General features: G+C 72.1%; 15 protein-coding genes and 1 riboswitch. Of the genes, 4 read left to right on the forward strand and 11 right to left on the reverse strand.

Going from position 1 to position 17040, the window contains the following annotated elements:
- Positions 1-157 precede the first annotated feature (157 nt).
- Complete coding sequence (locus EV375_RS01845) at positions 158-2230, forward strand: AAA family ATPase (protein ID WP_130301538.1); 2073 nt, start codon at positions 158-160, stop codon at positions 2228-2230.
- On the opposite strand, the gene EV375_RS01850 is transcribed toward EV375_RS01845, so the two are convergent.
- From EV375_RS01850 to ribD, 10 genes are all read right to left on the reverse strand, one after another.
- Positions 2151-3401 (reverse strand): hemolysin family protein, encoded by a 1251-nt coding sequence (locus tag EV375_RS01850; protein ID WP_130297879.1) that lies wholly within the window; start codon positions 3399-3401, stop codon positions 2151-2153. The genes EV375_RS01845 and EV375_RS01850 overlap by 80 nt on opposite strands.
- Positions 3398-4783 carry a hemolysin family protein gene (locus tag EV375_RS01855; RefSeq protein ID WP_130297880.1) on the reverse strand — a complete coding sequence of 462 codons (1386 nt, stop codon included), beginning with the start codon at positions 4781-4783 and terminating at the stop codon, positions 3398-3400. The genes EV375_RS01850 and EV375_RS01855 overlap by 4 nt, the downstream gene beginning before the upstream one ends.
- Positions 4784-5036: 253 nt before the next feature.
- On the reverse strand, positions 5037-5483 hold the full coding sequence (locus EV375_RS01860) for a PH domain-containing protein (protein WP_130297881.1): 447 nt from the start codon (positions 5481-5483) through the stop codon (positions 5037-5039).
- 29 nt (positions 5484-5512) lie between these two features.
- On the reverse strand, positions 5513-6361 hold the full coding sequence (hisG, locus tag EV375_RS01865; RefSeq protein ID WP_055487395.1) for an ATP phosphoribosyltransferase: 849 nt from the start codon (positions 6359-6361) through the stop codon (positions 5513-5515).
- A 135-nt stretch (positions 6362-6496) separates the two neighbouring features.
- Positions 6497-6769: a phosphoribosyl-ATP diphosphatase gene (locus EV375_RS01870; protein WP_130297882.1), complete on the reverse strand. Its 273-nt coding sequence runs from the start codon at positions 6767-6769 to the stop codon at positions 6497-6499.
- A gap of 55 nt (positions 6770-6824) precedes the next feature.
- Entirely contained in the window at positions 6825-7298 is a 474-nt protein-coding gene (ribH, locus tag EV375_RS01875) for a 6,7-dimethyl-8-ribityllumazine synthase (RefSeq protein WP_130297883.1), read from the reverse strand.
- 91 nt (positions 7299-7389) lie between these two features.
- Positions 7390-8850 carry a 3,4-dihydroxy-2-butanone-4-phosphate synthase gene (gene ribB / locus EV375_RS01880; protein WP_130297884.1) on the reverse strand — a complete coding sequence of 487 codons (1461 nt, stop codon included), beginning with the start codon at positions 8848-8850 and terminating at the stop codon, positions 7390-7392.
- 74 nt (positions 8851-8924) lie between these two features.
- Positions 8925-9599 carry a nicotinamide mononucleotide transporter family protein gene (locus EV375_RS01885; RefSeq protein WP_130297885.1) on the reverse strand — a complete coding sequence of 225 codons (675 nt, stop codon included), beginning with the start codon at positions 9597-9599 and terminating at the stop codon, positions 8925-8927.
- On the reverse strand, positions 9596-10243 hold the full coding sequence (locus tag EV375_RS01890) for a riboflavin synthase (RefSeq protein ID WP_130297886.1): 648 nt from the start codon (positions 10241-10243) through the stop codon (positions 9596-9598). The genes EV375_RS01885 and EV375_RS01890 overlap by 4 nt, the downstream gene beginning before the upstream one ends.
- Positions 10244-11401 carry a bifunctional diaminohydroxyphosphoribosylaminopyrimidine deaminase/5-amino-6-(5-phosphoribosylamino)uracil reductase RibD gene (gene ribD, locus EV375_RS01895; RefSeq protein ID WP_130301539.1) on the reverse strand — a complete coding sequence of 386 codons (1158 nt, stop codon included), beginning with the start codon at positions 11399-11401 and terminating at the stop codon, positions 10244-10246.
- A gap of 203 nt (positions 11402-11604) precedes the next feature.
- A riboswitch (FMN riboswitch) is annotated at positions 11605-11735 on the reverse strand.
- A gap of 273 nt (positions 11736-12008) precedes the next feature.
- Here ribD and EV375_RS01900 point away from each other — a divergent pair.
- The 3 genes from EV375_RS01900 to EV375_RS01910 all read left to right on the forward strand — a co-directional run bounded on the left by EV375_RS01900 (position 12009) and on the right by EV375_RS01910 (position 15172).
- On the forward strand, positions 12009-13277 hold the full coding sequence (locus EV375_RS01900) for an MFS transporter (RefSeq protein WP_130297887.1): 1269 nt from the start codon (positions 12009-12011) through the stop codon (positions 13275-13277).
- Positions 13278-13413: 136 nt separating this feature from the next.
- A complete protein-coding gene (locus EV375_RS01905) occupies positions 13414-14136 on the forward strand; it encodes a DUF5995 family protein (protein WP_130297888.1) in 723 nt (240 codons plus the stop codon).
- A gap of 106 nt (positions 14137-14242) precedes the next feature.
- The gene (locus EV375_RS01910) at positions 14243-15172 is read left to right on the forward strand and encodes an LLM class F420-dependent oxidoreductase (RefSeq protein ID WP_130297889.1); all 930 of its coding nucleotides are present in this window, start codon (positions 14243-14245) and stop codon (positions 15170-15172) included.
- Between the two features lie 53 nt (positions 15173-15225).
- Here the strand turns inward: EV375_RS01910 and EV375_RS01915 are convergent, their stop codons facing one another.
- Positions 15226-16974 carry an NAD(P)/FAD-dependent oxidoreductase gene (locus tag EV375_RS01915; protein ID WP_130297890.1) on the reverse strand — a complete coding sequence of 583 codons (1749 nt, stop codon included), beginning with the start codon at positions 16972-16974 and terminating at the stop codon, positions 15226-15228.
- Positions 16975-17040: the final 66 nt, after the last annotated feature.

The raw sequence follows: 17040 nt of genomic DNA on the forward strand, positions 1-17040 counted from the left end.
GGCAAACCAGGGTCAACGAGCCTCAAGTCCCGCCAGGAGTACGGACGTTCGTCCCACACCTCATCCGGCTGCCCGGCGCCGGGTTCCGGGGTGCCGCCCCGGGGATGGAGCGGGCAGGCCGTCGGCGGATGACGGGGGACGTTTCGTGGGGGACGTGATGGATTACGGCACGCAGAGCGGCCCGCCTCTGCACACCCCTGCCGATCTTGCGTGGCTGCGGGGCGTGGACGCCTACACAGTGGGCCAGTACGCCCAGGCCGAGGAGGAGTTCCACACGGCGGTGCGGCTCGACCCCGGAATGGCCGACGCCTGGCTGGGGCTGCACGCGCTGCGCGCCGACACCGCGACGGCCCTGCTCCGCATGTACCACAACCGCAGCCGTTTCGGAGAGCAGCGCACACGCCACGGCCGCAACCTCAACTCCTGGTACTGGCTGGGCTGGTGGGTGCAGCCGGTACTGGAGAGCGAACGTGACCTGCTGCTGGCGCACGCGTCGCACTGGCTGGACGGACGCCACGTCGCGGAGCTCGACAGGGCCCTCGCCGACTGCCCGCCGGTGGAGACCGATCCGCAGGTGCGTTTCCTGCACGCCTGCCGGGCGTATCTCGCCAAGGACTGGGAGCGCCTCGTCGCACACACCGAACCTCTCGTCGACGACACGCTGCTGGGCATCGAGGCGGGTCTGTTCGCGGGGATGGCGCGGGTGCGCCTGGAGATGTTCGGGCAGGCGGAGCCGCTGCTGGCCGCCGCGCTGATGCGCTGCCGCAGCGAGCAGCCTCAGCGCAAGGAGCTGCGCTACTGGCTCGCACGCGCCCGCGAGGGCACCGGACGCAGCGCCGCGGCCCTCCCGCTGTACCGCGCGGTGCACCGCATCGACCCTGCCTTCATGGACACCGCCGCGCGGCTGACCACGATCGCCGAGGGCGACGGCCTCGGCGACACCGGCGACCTTGCCGCGGCCGTCACCCTCGCGGGCACCGACACCGGCGCCGGCGGCCGGGCCGGCACGGACGGCCTGGAGGGCATCGACGGCCCCCTCGAGACCGGGATGGACATGGACGGGGCCGCTGCCGCCGCCGAGGCGTCCGCCGCGGAGTCCGGTCCGGGAGGCGGCGCCCCGGCTGCGGCGGGCCTCGACGGGCTGGGCGGTCCCGCTGTGCCGGACCCGGCGGAGAGCGCCGACCCGGACATCGATCCGGGCGCGGACGCCCTGCGGCTGGAGGACTCCGGAGATCCCGCGGAGCCGGTGCGGGTCGACTCGGACGCCGTACGGGACCGGATGGTGCCGCACACCGCAGGCGCCGCGGCCGACCGTGTGCTGACCGGCCCGTCGGACCCGGTGCTGCTGGCGCAGGCGCTGGACGAGCTGGAGCGGATGGTGGGCCTGGAGCCGGTCAAGCGGCAGGTCCGGGCGCTCTCGGCGCAGTTGCACATGGCGCGGCTGCGGGCGGCCCAGGGACTTCCGGTGCAGCCGCCGAAGAGGCACTTCGTCTTCTCGGGCCCTTCCGGCACGGGGAAGACAACGGTGGCGCGCATACTCGGCCGCGCGTTCTACGCGCTGGGACTCCTGGGCGGCGACCATCTCGTGGAGGCCCAACGGGCCGATCTCGTGGGCGAGTTCCTCGGCCAGACAGCTGTGAAGGCGAACGAGCTCATCGACTCGGCCATGGGCGGCGTACTGTTCGTCGACGAGGCGTACGCCCTGTCCAACTCCGGCTACAGCAAGGGCGATGCATACGGCGACGAGGCGCTGCAGGTGCTGCTGAAGCGGGCCGAGGACAACCGGGACCAGCTTGTGGTGATCCTCGCCGGCTACCGGGAGGGCATGGACCGGCTGCTGGCCGCCAACCCGGGCCTCTCCTCGCGCTTCACGACGCGCGTCGACTTCCCCAGCTACCGTCCGCTGGAGCTGACCGCGATCGGTGAGGTCCTCGCCGCCGAGAACGGCGACGCCTGGGACGAGGAGGCCCTGGAGGAGATGCGCAGCATCAGCGGCCACGTCGTCGACCAGGGATGGGTCGACGAGTTGGGCAACGGCCGCTTCCTGCGCACCCTTTACGAGAAGAGCTGCGCCTACCGCGATCTCCGCCTCACCGGATACCCGGGCACGCCGACGCGGGACGATCTGGCCACGCTGCGGCTGCCCGACCTCATGCAGGCGTACGGTGAGGTGCTCTCCGGCCGGGGCCCGGACGGTCCGCGTCCGGATTCGCCGCCTCCGCTGGCCTGACGGGCTCCTCCTCCGTGGCCTCTCCGGCCGTCTCACGCCCGTGAGCCGAGGCCGGTGAGCCGGGACGGGAGCCGGCGCTGCCCGTGCTGCCGCAGGTGCCGCCGCCGCGCTGTTTCGGCGGGACGCCCGCCGACTCGTGCGCCGGGTCGTGCACTTCGCCGACGAGCATCTCCAGCACGTCCTCCAGCGCCGCCAGCCCCAGCACCCGTCCCGACGCGTCGGCGACGGCCGCAAGGTGCGAGGCGGCGCCCCGCATCGCTGCCAGTGCGTCGTCCAGGGGCAGTTCGGCACGGAGCGTCGTCATGGAGCGCCACAGGTGCTGCGGTACTGCGCGGTCGCGCTCGCTCGGCTCCTCCGTCAGGTCGAGTATGTCCTTCACGTGCAGATAGCCCATGAAGGCGCCGTCGGGTGCGCAGATCGGGAAGCGTGAGAAGCCGGTGCGCACGGTGAGTTCCTCGACCTGCCGCGGTGTGACGTCCGGGCCCACCGTCACCAGGGAGTCCCTGGTGAGGAGCACGTCCGTCACCGGCCGGGAACCGAGTTCGAGGGCGTCGGAGAGGCGTTCGTGTTCCTCGTGGTCCAGCAGCCCCGCCTGCCGGGAGTCCGCGAGGAGGTCGGCGAGCTGTTCGCTGGTGAACGCCGACTCCACCTCGTCCCTGGGCTCGACGCGGAAGAGCCTCAGCACGACGTTGGAACAGCTGCCGAGGCCGGCCGTCACCGGCCGGCACAGCCGGGCGAAGGCCACCAGCGCGGGACTCAGCCACAGTGCGGTCCGCTCCGGTGCGGCCATGGCGAGGTTCTTGGGCACCATCTCGCCGATGACGAGGTGGCAGGTGACGACGACGGCCAGCGCCACGACGTACCCGACGGGGTGTACCAGCGCCTCGGGCAGCCGCACCGCGTCGAAGAGGGGCTCCAGCAGATGGGCGATGGTCGGCTCGGCGACTGCGCCGAGCGTCAGCGAGCAGACCGTGATGCCGAACTGCGCGGCGGCCATCATCTGGGGCAGGTTCTCCAGACCGTTCAGCACCCGGCGGGCGCGGGCCGAGCCGGCCGCCGCGAGTGGTTCGATCTGACTGCGGCGCACCGAGACCAGCGCGAACTCGGCGCCGACGAAGAAGCCGTTGGCGAGCACCAGCAGCGCCGCGAAGAGAAGTTGGAAGGCGCTCACAGCGTGCTCCTCTCCGCGTGCGGGGTCCGCCGGTGCGGTACGCCGCCCCGCCCGCTCTCGTCGGTCCGTACGATGCGGACGCGTTCGGCTCTGTGGTGGTCGACGAGGCGCACCCGCAGCTGCCAGCCGGATGCACCGGGACCGCCGGGAAGGTGTGCCGTGTCGCCGGGCGCCGGGATGCGGCCGAGGAGATCCGCGACGAGTCCCGCGACCGTCTCGTACGGACCCTCCGGCGCATCGAGGCCGATGCGCCGCAACAGGTCGACGCGGCAGCCTCCGGCGGCGTCCCAGGCGGGCCGGCCCTCCGGGTCGGGGGCGGCGGGGGCGAGCGCCGGCAGGTCGTCGCGGTCGTGCTCGTCGCGTACTTCGCCGACCAGTTCCTCGACGATGTCCTCCAGGGTGACGACCCCGGCCGTGCCGCCGTACTCGTCGACGACGACCGCGATGGGTGCCTCGCTGCGGAGCCTGGCCAGCAGCGGCTGCACGGGCAGCGTCTCCGGGACGAGCAGGGCGGGAGCTGTGATGTCGTCGACGGGCGTGCGCAGCCGCTCCTGCGCCGGAACGGCGAGCGCGTCCTTGAGGTGGGCGGTGCCGGTGATCTCGTCGAGGCGTTCGCGGCAGACGGGGAAACGGGACAGGCCCGTGGCGCGGGTCAGGTTGACGACGTCTTCGGCCGTGGCGCCGCTCTGCAGTGCGCTCACCCGCACCCGCGGCGTCATCACGTGCTGCGCGGTCAGTCCGGCGAGGGAGAGCGTCCGCACGAACAGGTCCGCGGTGTCCTGCTCGATGGCTCCGGCACGTGCCGAATGCCGTGCGAGGGAGATCAGTTCGACCGGCGTGCGGGCCGAGGCAAGTTCCTCCGCGGGCTCCACACCGAAGGCGCGGACGATGCGGTTGGCGAGGGCGTTGAGCAGGGTGATCACCGGGCGGAAGACGGCGGAGAAGAACCGCTGCGGCCCCGCGACGAAACGGGCGACGGCCAGCGGCCGGGAGACGGCCCAGTTCTTGGGGACGAGTTCCCCGATGACCATCTGCACGGCCGAGGCGAGGAACATGCCTATGGTCACGGCTGTGCCGGGCACGGCGTTCGCGGGCAGGCCCGCCGCCGTCAGCGGACCGCTCAGCAGATGGGCGAGCGCGGGCTCGCAGAGCATGCCGACGACGAGAGAGGTCAGCGTGATGCCGAGCTGGGTGCCGGAGAGCTGGAAGGAGAGTTCGCGCAGGGCCGCGGTGACGGAGCGCGCGCGGCGGTCGCCGTCGGCGGCGGCCCGTTCGGCCTCCGGGCGCTCCACCGTGACGAGGCCGAACTCGGCGGCGACGAAGAAGCCGTTGGCGAGGATCAGCACGAAGGCGGCGGCGAGGAGCGCGAGCGAAAGGGTCATGCTGTGTCTCCCCTGAGGTGACCGGGGGACACAGCGCAGGTACTACAGGACGATCCGTCCATCTCTGACGGGGGTCACTCCTCGGGTAGCGGTTGGAAGTCGAGGGCGGCTGGACGCGCCATTCGACCAGAGTAAACACGTCCATGAGCCCTGCGGCAGAGGCAGCGGGCGGACGAGTTGGTTCCGCCGAGGGAGCCACAGCGGGCTGTGACGGTCCTGCGGCGGGGCGTGGCGGGGGGCACCTGTCAGTGCATCAGCGCACCGTCTCCCCCGTACCGCGGGTCTCGGCGAGTGCGCGGAGCGCGCCGGCGTCGGCGATGGCCCGTTCCCGGGCGATTCCGGGCTGGATTCCCATGGCGGGCAGGCTGGTTCCGTCGGCGAGGTCGAGGCTCACCCACGGGTCTCCCTGGCGCAGGTTCACGCGGAGCACTTCCGCCCATTCGAGGCGCCGTGTGGTCGTCAGGTTGACGACGGTGACCCCGTCCTCGTCCGCGGTCACATGCGGACGCGACAGAAGCAGCAGCACGCCGAGGAAGAGCAGCCCCGTGACGACGAAGCTGGCCCGCTCCCCCGCGCCGGTCGCCGGCAGGATCACTGCGACGACGGTGAGCACCACGAACAACGCGACACCGACGGTGACGAGGACGGCACGCGTGCGCTTCGGGCGGAACGTCACGGGCAGAGGGGGCAGTTCGGTCATCCGGATCCTCCTGGAGGACACACGGCGAGTCAGATGCGGCAGGCGTGGATGCCGGTGGTGAGGATGGCGCGGGCGCCCAGGTCGTACAGGTCGTCCATGATGCGCTGCGCCTCCTTCGTACGCACCATGGAGCGTACGGCGACCCATCCCTGGTCGTGCAGCGGCGACACGGTGGGCGATTCGAGGCCGGGGGTGAGGGCGACGGCCGCTTCCAGGTGCTCGGCGCGGATGTCGTAGTCCATCATCACGTACCGGCGGGCGACGAGAACGCCCTGCATGCGGCGGAGGAACTGCTGGACCTTGGGGTCGTCGACGGGGGCGTCGGTGCCGCGCACGACGACGGCTTCGGAGTGCAGGATCGGCTCACTGATGATCTCCAGCCCGGCGTTGCGCAGGGTGCTGCCCGTCTCCACGACGTCGGCGATGACTTCGGCCACGCCGAGCTGGATGGCGGTCTCCACGGCGCCGTCGAGGTGGACGACGGAGGCCTCCACGCCGTGTTCGGCGAGGTGCTTGCCGACGATGCCGGCGAAGGACGTGGCGACGGTCATGCCGCCGAACTCGCTCACGTCCTTGGCGGTGCCGGGACGGGTGGCGTAGCGGAACGTCGAGCCCGCGAAGCCCAGTTGGAGGATCTCCTCGGCCTTCGCCCCGGAGTCCAGCAGCAGGTCCCTGCCGGTGATGCCGATGTCGAGCTTGCCGGAGCCGACGTAGATCGCGATGTCGCGGGGGCGCAGGAAGAAGAACTCGACGTCGTTCTCGGCGTCGGTCAGCACCAGTTCGCGGCGGTCCTTGCGCTGCTTGTAGCCCGCTTCATGGAGCATCTCCACCGCAGGCTCGGAGAGAGAACCCTTGTTGGGGACGGCGATGCGCAGCATGGTGCGGGATTCCTTTGCGTGGGATGGCGTGGGTTGCGGGAGCTTGCGTCGGTCTGCTCGGACGGGTGCACCGCCCGGAGACTTCGGAGCGGCGGCCGGGCCGTCTGTGGCTGTGGCCGTCAGGAGCGGGACGGATCAGAGATGAGCGTATACGTCATCGAGGGTCACACCGCGGGCGATCATCATGACCTGCACGTGGTAGAGGAGCTGCGAGATCTCCTCGGCTGTGCGCTCGTCCCCCTCGTACTCGGCGGCCATCCACACCTCGGCGGCCTCCTCGACGATCTTCTTGCCGATGGAGTGCACACCCTGGGCGGTGAGTTCCGCCGTGCGTGAGGTGATGGGGTCGCCGTTGGCGGCCTTGTGCTGGAGCTCGGCGAAGAGCTCCTCGAATGTCTTGTTCGCCATGGTGTCCCAACTCTACGTGGAGGCCCGGCGGCCTCCCGCGCCCGGGTGGGGCCGCTCAGGCCACCGCGCGCAGCGCGGCGGCGGTCGCCACGGCGGCGGTGGTGGCCTCGTGGCCCTTGTCCTCGCGGGAGCCGGCCAGTCCGGCACGGTCGAGGGCCTGTTCATCGTCGTCGCAGGTGAGGACGCCGAACCCGATGGGGACTCCGGTCTCGACACCGACCTGCGTCAGCCCTTGGGTGACTCCCTGGCAGACGTACTCGAAGTGCGGTGTGCCGCCGCGGATGACAACGCCGAGCGCGACGACCGCGTCGTACCCGGCCCGGGCGAGGGCCCCGGCCGCGACCGGCAGTTCGAAGCTGCCGGGGACGCGGACCAGCGTGGGCTCGGCGGTGCCCAGTTCCCGGGCGGCGCGCAGGGCGCCGTCCACGAGGCCGTCCATGACGGTCTCGTGCCACTGCGCTGCCACGACGGCCACGCGCAGATCGCCGCACTCCTCGACGGTCACTTGGGGGGCACCCTTGCCGCTCACGTTCCTCGCTCCTTGCTTCTGCCGGCCGATGTCTTCGGCGCCGTTGGTCCTTGTGGTGCGGTCCGCCCTCGTCCAGGCGTCGCCGGGGTGGTCACTGGTTCCCGCAGGGTGAGGCGTTCCGCGCCTCCAGCCACGGCAGTTCGTGGCCCATTCGGTCGCGCTTGGTGCGCAGGTAGTGCAGATTGTGCTCCCCGGCCTCCACGGGCATGGCCACGCGCTCGGTGACGCGCAGACCGTGACGGGCGAGCGCGTCGGACTTCTCCGGGTTGTTGGTCATCAGCCGCAGGGACCGCACGCCCAGGTCGTCGAGCATCCGGGCGGCGGCGGCGTAGTCGCGTGCGTCGGCGGGCAGCCCCAGTTCGAGGTTGGCGTCGAGGGTGTCGCGGCCGCGTTCCTGGAGCTCGTACGCGCGCAGCTTGGACAGCAGTCCGATGCCGCGGCCCTCGTGTCCGCGCAGGTAGACCACCACGCCACGGCCCTCGGACTGCACGCGCTCCAGGGAGGAGTCCAGCTGCATTCCGCAGTCGCAGCGCAGCGACCCGAAGACGTCGCCCGTGAGGCACTCGGAGTGCACCCGTACCAGGACGTCCTCGCCGCCGCCCTCCGTGAGGTCCCCGGTGACCAGCGCGATGTGCTCCACGCCGTCGGCGGTGGAGCGGTATCCGTACGCCCGGAACTCGCCGTGGCGGGTGGGCAGCCGCGTGATGGCCTCACGCCGTACGGGGGGCTCCACGGTGTCGGCCGCGGGCACGGCGGGCTCCGCGGGCATCGCGGCCACGACGGCTTCCGCGGCCTCTGCGGGCTCCGCCGGGGCGGCGGACTCCCCAGGCATTGCGCCCTCCGCCCGGGCCCGCCCCTCGGTGGCCTCGCGATAGGTGATCAAGTCCTCGATGGAGATCACCGCGAGGCCGTGCTTGCGGGCGAACGGCAGCAGCTCGGGCAGCCGCAGCATGGTGCCGTCCTCGCCGGCGATCTCGACGATGGCCGCCGCGGGACGCAGCCCCGCCAGCCTCGCCAGGTCCACCCCGGCCTCGGTGTGCCCGGCCCGTTCCAGCACGCCGCCGGGCTTGGCACGCAGCGGGAAGGCGTGCCCTGGGCGCACGAAATCGGACGGCGCGGAGCCCGGGTCGGCCAGCAGCCGGATGGTGGTGGCCCGGTCGGCGGCCGAGATGCCTGTGGTCACGCCGTGGCGGCCGGTGGCGTCCACGGAGACGGTGAAGGCCGTTCCCAGCGCCTCCGAGTTCCGCTCGACCATCTGCGGCAGGTCGAGCCGGTCGAGGGCGGCGGGCTCCATGGGCGTGCAGATCAGGCCGCGGCACTCGCTCATCATGAAGGCGACGATCTCCGGGGTGACGCGCTCCGCGGCGACGATCAGGTCGCCCTCGTTCTCCCGGTTCTCGTCGTCCACGACCACAACGGGACGGCCGAGGGCGACATCGGCTATGGCACGCTCGACCGGGTCGAGGCTGAAGTCGTCGGGGCCGCCTCCGGGAAACCCGGGGGCCCCGCCGGTCTCTGCGTCCGCGTACCAGCCGGGAACGGCTGCGCTCATTCCTGCGCCTCCTTGCTGAGGCCCGCTCGGGCCGTTGGTGCCGGGCAGCGGCCCGGCGGTGCTGCCGGGCCCGTTCATGGACGTGCTCCTTCGACGGCGGACTCCCGCGGGGCGGAAGCCACGGGGGTGCTGATGCGGGTCCTCAGCCACCAGCTGCGCAGGCCCCACATCACGAGCCCCAGGTAGAGGACGTAGACCAGGCCGGAGAAGGGAAGGCCGCTGCTGAAGGCCAGCGGGACGCCGACGATGTCGACCAGCAGCCAGGCGAACCAGAACTCCACGAGCCCGCGGGCCTGTGCCGTCATCGCGGCGAGGGTGCCGACGAATATGTAGGCGTCGGGCCACGGGTTCCACGACAGTTCGGGCACGAGCGTGAAGAGCGAGCCGACGGCGAGGGTGCCCGCGACGGTGCCGGCCAGCAGCACCACGCGCTCACGCGGCCGCGCGAAGCGCACCGTGATCGCGCCGTCCTCGGCCGTGCGGTTGCCGCGGCGCCACTGCCACCAGCCCCACAGCGCGACGACGATGACCAGCAGCTGCTTGCCGACTCCGCCCGCGAGCTGCGCCGAGTAGTAGGCGCACACGAGGACGAGGCCGGCCAGCACCTGCACGGGCCAGGTGAGGACGGAGCGGCGCCAGCCCAGCGCGAGGGCGGCCAGGCCGATGACGTTGCCGATGAGGTCGGAGTAGATGACGTCCTGGCCGAAGGCCGTGAAGGCCTCGGTGTTGAGCAGTCCGGGAGCGTTCACCGCACGGCTTCCTTCTCGCCGGCGGCCTCTTTCCCTCGCGCAACTGCCGCTGCCGCACCGGGCCCGCCGTGCGTGAGCAGCCGCTCGACGTACTTGGCCAGCACGTCGACCTCGAGGTTGACCGGGTCTCCCGGCTGCTTGATGCCGAGCGTGGTCAGCGCGAGCGTCGTGGGGATCAGGCTGACGGTGAAGTGGGCGTCACCGGCCTCGACGACGGTGAGGCTGACGCCGTCGATGGTGATGGACCCTTTCTCGACGATGTACTTGGCCAGGTCCGAGGGGATCTCGACCCGCACCGTCCCGTCCTCGGACCGCTCGGCTACGGTCCCGGTGCCGTCGACGTGGCCCTGGACGAGGTGCCCGTCGAGCCGTCCGCCCAGCGCCATGGGGCGTTCGAGGTTGACGCGGGAGCCGGTGGTCAGGGCGCCGAGGCAGGAACGGGCCAGGGTCTCGCCGATGACGTCGGCCGTGAACTCGCCTCCGGACGCCTCGACGACGGTGAGGCAGACGCCGTTGACGGCGATCGACTCGCCGTGCCGCACGCCGTCGGTGACGAGGGGGCCGCGCAGCCGGAAGCGGGCCGCGCCCGGCAGCTCCTCCACGGCGACGACCTCACCCAGTTCTTCGACGATTCCGGTGAACACTCAGGACTCCTCAGTGGAAGCGGTTGACGCGGTTGACGCGGTTGACGCGGTGACCGCGGCGGAAGCGCCGGAGGCCCTGGCGCGCAGTGCCGTCGGGGGAACCGCGGTGATGCGCAGGTCAGGGCCGACACGCACGGTCTCGGTCACCTTCAGCCGCAACGCCTGCGCGATGGTGGCGATTCCGGCGTCGCCGAGTGCGGCGGGCCCGGCGCCGAGCAGTACGGGGGCGACGTAGCCGATGACCTCGTCGACGGCTCCGGCCCCGACGAAGGCCCCGGCCAGCGTCGGGCCGCCCTCGAGCAGCACCGAGCGGACGTCACGCGCGTGCAGGTGCTCCAGCAGCGCCGCCAGGTCGAGCCCCGGCCGGCCGCCCCCGGCGCGCGGCAGCCTCAACAGCTCGGCGGCGCCTTCGAGTTCGCCGGCGCCTTCGAGTCCGGCCGCGTCATCCGCGACGGCGACGAGCGTGGGCGCGGCGTCGTCGAGGACGCGCGCACCGGGTCGTACGACGGAGGCTTCGGTGTCGACGACGACGCGCAGCGGCTGCACCGCCCCGGGCACGCCTCGCACGGCGAGGTGCGGGTCGTCCGTACGTACCGTGCCCGAGCCGACGAGCACCGCGTCGGTGCGGGCGCGCAGCCGGTGCACGTCAGCACGCGCCTCGCCGGAGGTGAGCCAGCGGCTGGAGCCGTCGGCGGCGGCGACGCGCCCGTCGAGCGTCGCCGCGTACTTCCAGATGACGTACGGGCGTTGCTCCCGCACGGACGTGAGCCAGGCGGCGTTGCCGGCGGCCGCCTCGTCCGCGAGCAGCCCCTGCACCACGTCGGTTCCGGCCCGGGCGAGGGTGCCCGCTCCGCCCGGCGCCGAGGGGTCGGCGACGGCGTACACGACGCGGGCGATGCCCGCCTCGATGAGGGCGAGGGAGCAGGGGCCCGTGCGGCCGGTGCGGTCGCAGGGTTCGAGGGTGACGACTGCGGTGCCGCCGCGTGCGTCGTCGCCTGCTTCGGCCAGGGCGTGGATCTCGGCGTGCGGGCCGCCGGCACGCTGGTGCCATCCCTCGCCGACGGGATAGCCCTCGGAGTTGAGGACGACGCACCCCACGACAGGGTTCGGGCTGGTGGAACCGAGTCCGCGGGAGGCGAGTTCGACGGCGCGGCGCATGGCTGCCCGTTCGGCCGGTTCGGCGGAAGGGGCTGACACTGCGGCTGCTGCGTCGGTTGCCACCGGGTCTCTCCTGCCTCTTCGGGCACGGACTCCGGGGCATGCACGGACCGTCGGGGCCAGGACACCACCACTGGGGAAGGCCGCTTCCGTGCAAAACACGGCTGCGCCCGCCGACGGGGCAGTGTACCGGTCTCGGCCCGCCGCGCACTGCCTCCCATCCGGACTTTCACCGTCGGTCCAGGAATTTCACCTGGTCAACCGGCCGCTGGAGGCGACCGGGTCGCGGACTGTAACCGCCGGTTCGGACTTTCACCGACCCCGGAGTGCGCTGACGTCACTGGTACGCATCCAAGTCTGCCACGGACAGGGGCGGGTCATGCTCTCGTCACCTGTGGGCTCACTCACAGTGCGTGCACAGCAGTGCATCGAGGGTGTGCGAGCGCTTTCAGCCTCTTGCAAAAGCCTTGCGAAAACCCCTTGTTCGGACGGCCGAGACCCCCCGTACAGTGTCCCGGATCGCGCAGGACGAAGGGGTACGGGCGCGGGGGAAGGGCGCTGAAAGGCAGCTGCCGGAGACACACGTACAGGCCGGAGGGTCCCGTATATGCAGCAGACCGCCACCGACGGCGAAACCCGCCGTGCACGGCGCGCGATCTCAGCCGTCTTCACCGTCCACGGCGTGGTGAGCGGCAGTTTCGCCACGGCCATCCCGTGGATCCGTGAGCACCTCCAACTCGGCCACGGCTGGCTGGGGATGGCACTGGTGTTCCTCACGATCGGCGCCTCGGCGGCGATGCCGCTCTCCGCGCGCCTCGCCCACCGGCACGGTCCGCGCCGCTCGCTGGCGTGGCTGTCGCTGATGTGCTGTGCGGGTCTTGCGCTGCCCGCGCTCTCGCCCTCCCTGCTGTGGCTGTGCGTGATCCTCTTCGTCTACGGGTGCGGCCTCGGCCTGATGGACGTCGCGATGAACGCCCACGGTGTGCAGATCGAGGAGCGGTACGGGAAGTCGGTGATGTCCGGCCTGCACGGGATGTGGAGCGTGGGGACCCTGCTGGGCGGTGCGGGCGGCGCCCTCGCCGCGCACTCCGGCCTCGACGGGCGCGTCCATCTGGGCGTCGTGGCCCCTCTGGCCGCCGCCGCGGCGCTCGTGTCGTGCCGCTGGACGCTGGATGTGCGGGAGCAGCCGACCCCCGCGGCCGGGGAGACCGGCGAGACCGCGGCGGCGGAGCAGCCGCCCCGTTTCGCCCTGCCGAGCCGCGCCGCGCTCACTGTCGGGCTCATTGGTTTCTTCGCGGTGTTCGCGGAGGGCTCGTCGATGGACTGGTCGGCCATCTACCTTCGCGATGTGACGAACGCCGATCCGGGCCTGGCCGCCTCGGCGTTCACCGCCTTCGCCTGCACGATGGCCGTCGCAAGGCTCCTGGGCGACGCGGTGGTGCGGCGCCTGGGGCCGGTGCGGACGGTGCGGATCAGCGGGCTGACGGCGGCGGTCGGCGGAGCACTGGTGATGGTCGCGCGCACACCCGCGCTGGCGATCACGGGCTTCGCCCTGATCGGGATCGGCGTGGCCGTGGTGGTTCCGCTGTGCTTCGCTGCGGCGGGCCGCATTCCGTCGGCGTCGCCGGGTCAGGAGATCGCGGGCGTGGCCACCCTCGCCTACGCCTCGGGGCTGGCTGCTCCCGCCGCGGTCGGCTGGATCGCGGAGGCCACGTCGCTGTCCGCGTCGTTCGGGCTGGTCACCGTGCTGCTGCTGGGGCTGGTGCTGGGTGCGGGCGTGCTGCGTCCCGAAGGGCGCACGACAACCTCGGTCGCGGGCGAGGGCCCCGCCGGGAGGCCGCAGAGCACGCCGGCGTCCGCTCCCGAGACTTCCTGAGGCCAGGGCTGCTCCCCTGGCTGCCGGCCCGAACGCTCGGGCCGGCCGGGCCCGTTCGCGCGCCGGTGTCCTCCGTCCGGGCGCCACGGACGCCGTATTCGCCACCGCACGCCACCGCGCCTGCCACGCTGCACTCATGACGTCAGCTGAACGGACACCCCTGCGGGAGACGACGCCGTCGCGGCCGCACGCGACGCTCGGCCCGGTGGTGCGGCGCATGCGCGGCGTCGGTGCCCGGGTGCCGCAGGGCGACGGTGTGGCGGTCTTCGGGCGCGTCTATCTCTCGGTGACGACGGAGCTCCAACGGCGCCTGGAATCAGGATGGTTCGGCGACCGCGCCTCCGCCGAGGAGCTGAGCGCGCGCTTCGCGGGCCGCTATCTCTCGGCGGTGGAGGCGCACAGTTCCGGCCTCCGCCCTCCCGCGTCCTGGCGGCCCCTGTTCCAGATGCGCCGCCATCCCGATGTGCGTCCCCTCCAGTTCGCCCTCGCGGGGATCAACGCGCATGTGGGCTACGACCTGCCGCTGGCGCTGCTGGCCACCTGCGAGGCCCGGCAGGCCGAACCGTCCGCGCTGGAAGGCGACTTCGAGCGGGTCGGCGTTCTGCTGACGCTTCTGGAGGAGCGCATCCGTGAGGAGCTGATGCCGGGGCCGGACGTCCTGGACGTAGCCGATCCGCTCACGCACCTGCTCGCTTCATGGAGCCTCGAGATGGCCCGTGCGGGCGCGTGGATGGCTTTCCGCACCCTGTGGGGCCTGCGCGAACAGCCGGAGCTGGCCGGTGAGTTCACCGAGGGGCTGGACGCCGGAGTGGGCCTCGCCGGGCGGTGCCTGCTCACTCCCCTGCCGCGCGACCGCTGACGGCCAAAGCGGACGCCCCAGACGCGGGAGGGGTCACGGGAGCAGAAGGGGGCATTCATGCAGGGCGGGAGAACCCCGTACGGACACGACCCTCACGGAGGACGGCATGACGCTGCGACTGGGTCTGGGGCTGCCACAGATGAAGCACTACGCGCCCGGACGCGATGTTACGGCGGTGGCACGGGAGGCGGAGGCGTGCGGCTACGACAGCCTGTGGGTCTTCGAACGCACCCTGGTCCCGCAGGACCCGGTCGACGGCATGTACGGCATCGAGGGCCGCCCGTGGCCGGAGTCCTTCCGGCACATCGCCGACCCGCTCGTCACGCTGGCCCAGGCCGCGGCGGTCACGGAACGGGTGCGGCTGGGCACGTCCGTGCTGGTGGGCCCGCTCCACGCGCCGTTCGACCTGGCCCGTGCTCTCGGCACGCTGAGCGCCGCGAGCGGCGGCCGCCTCGTCGCGGGCTTCGGCACCGGCTGGTCGCGCGACGAATACGCCGCTGCGGGCGCGGACTTCGACCGTCGGGGCGCGCTGCTGGACGAACTGCTGGACGTGTGCGAGACGGTGTGGGGCCCCGGCACGTCGGCATACGAGGGCAGCCGCACGCGGATCGCCCCGGCGGACGTCGGGCCCAAGCCGCAGAACGGCAGAATCCCCGTGCTGCTGGCAGCGAGCAACTCCCGCACCCTGGAGCGGATCGCCCGCCGTGCCGACGGCTGGGTGCCCTCCCTCACGCCCCACCCCGTCGTGGCCCGCAGCCGCGCCAAGCTGCGGGAGCTGGCCGAGCGCAACGGCCGCGATCCGGACTCGCTCACCGTCGTGCAGCGGTGCAGCGTGAGCCTCACGGACAAGCCGCTCGAATCCGGGCGCAGGAGGCACCAGGGCACCGTCGAGCAGGTCGTCGAGGACCTCGCTGAGGGCGTGGCGGCCGGCGTCGACGAGGCGATCCTGGACGTGCAGGCGGCATCGCGCGACACGACGGAACTGACCGACGCGGCACGCGCGTTGCACTCGGCGGTGCGCGAGGCCGGCATGTGAGCGGGTGACGCCCGGCCCGGCGCCCGCACCCCTCCGCTCAGTCCTCCGGCAGCTCAGTCCTCCGGCAGCAGCACCGGGGCGATCTCGTCGAAGACGTCGCCCGGCCCCGGGTTGGACGGGTCGGTGCCGCCGCCGAAGTGGTGCAGCACTCCCCACACGGCGTTGAGCGCGGTCTGCACGGCGCCCTCCGCCCAGCCCGCCGTCCAGGAGATGTCGTCGCCGGCGAGGAAGAGCCCGCGCTTGTCCTCGGGCAGGGAGTCCTGCATGAAGTGCGTGAACAGCCGCCGCTGGTAGCGGTAGTGGCCGGGCAGGTTGGCCTTGAAGGCGCCCATGAAGTAGGGCTCGTTCTCCCAGGAGACGGTGAGGGGGCTGCCGGTGATGTGGCTGCGGATGTCGACCTTCGGATAGATCTCCCCCAGCGACTTCAGCATCACCTCCATGCGCTGACTCGCGTCGAGCGGCAGCCACTTGAGGCTGTCGTCGCACCACGTGTACGAGAGGCAGATGACGGCGGGCCGGTCCGGGCCGTCGTCCAGCAGGTAGGTGCCGCGCGTCATCCGGTCGGTGAGCGTCATGCTCATCTTGTCGCGGCCGGTCGGCTCGCCCCTGTCGTCGACGGCCTCGTCGAGCCAGAACGGCCGGTCCACGGGCACGAACAGCTTGGAGGACTCCATGTAGTGGGTGCGCTCCACGGCCGTCCAGTGGTCGATGGGCAGCAGGTCGTCATCGCAGTCGATCTTGCTCAGCAGCATCCACGACTGGGCCGTGAAGACGGCCGCGCGGTAGGTGCGGATGTCGCCTCCGGCGTCGGTGACGGTGATGCGGTTGCCGGCGGTGCGGCGCAGCCGGGTCACGGCGGGACGGTGCCCACCGCGGGTTCGGCCGCCGCGAGTGTCTCCCGCGTCCCGGTGGAGCGAGGCCAGGGAGGTGCCGGCGGGCCAGTGCACGAGCTTGTCGGGCTCCAGCTCCCACAGCCGCTCGGGGAGCTGCCGGCTTCCGCCGACGATGCTGCGGTGGTCGTCGTCTGCACCGGTGTAGACGACGCGCAGGATCTCCAGGATGGAGTTGGGGAAGTCGGTGTCCCAGCCGCCGGTGCCGAAGCCGACCTGCCCGAAGATCTCGCGGTGGCGGAAGGAGCCGAAGGACTCCGAGTCGCAGAGGAAACCGTAGAAGGTCTGGTTGTCGAGCCTGTGCACCAGGCGGGACCAGATCTCGCGGATGCGCGGCACGTCGCGCTCCCGCAGCGCCCGCTGCATGGCGGAGAATTCGGCGCCGTCCTCCAGGCAGGTGTTCCAAGCGTCCATGACCTGGTGGAAGACCGGTGGAAGGTCCTCGAGCGTACGGGCGTAGTGCGAGGTGCCCTTGAGGTCCACGACCGTCGAAGGAGCCGCCGGCGAGAGGGGGTTGGGGAACGGCCGCGTCTCCAGACCGGTCAGCTCGACGTAGTGCTGGAAGGCGGTGGAGGACGGCGGGAAGCGCATGGCTCCCATCTCGGCCGTCAACTCGCCCTCGCAGCCCTCGAACCGCTCGGTGCGCAGCCGCCCGCCGATCCGGTCGGCCTCGTAGACGACGGGCTTGAGGCCCGCCTTCATCAACTCGTAGGCGGTGACCATGCCGGAGAGTCCGCCGCCGATGACGGCGACCTCGGTGCCGTGTTCGGTCGCGGGGACCGACCCCAGGCCTGCGGGGTGGGCGAGGTGGTCGTCGTAGGCGAAGGGGAAGTCCGGGCCGGACATGGTCAGCGGCCTGACGGCCAGCGGCTGCGGTTCCTCGTGTGCGGCTGTGGGCACCGTGGACGTCATCGGCGCGCTTCTCCTCTCCCCGGTTCGGGGTGGCTGCTCGGGCAGGGACGTGATCGGCGTGCGGGC

The sequence above is a fragment of the Streptomyces sp. CNZ301 genome, assembly GCF_004217425.1.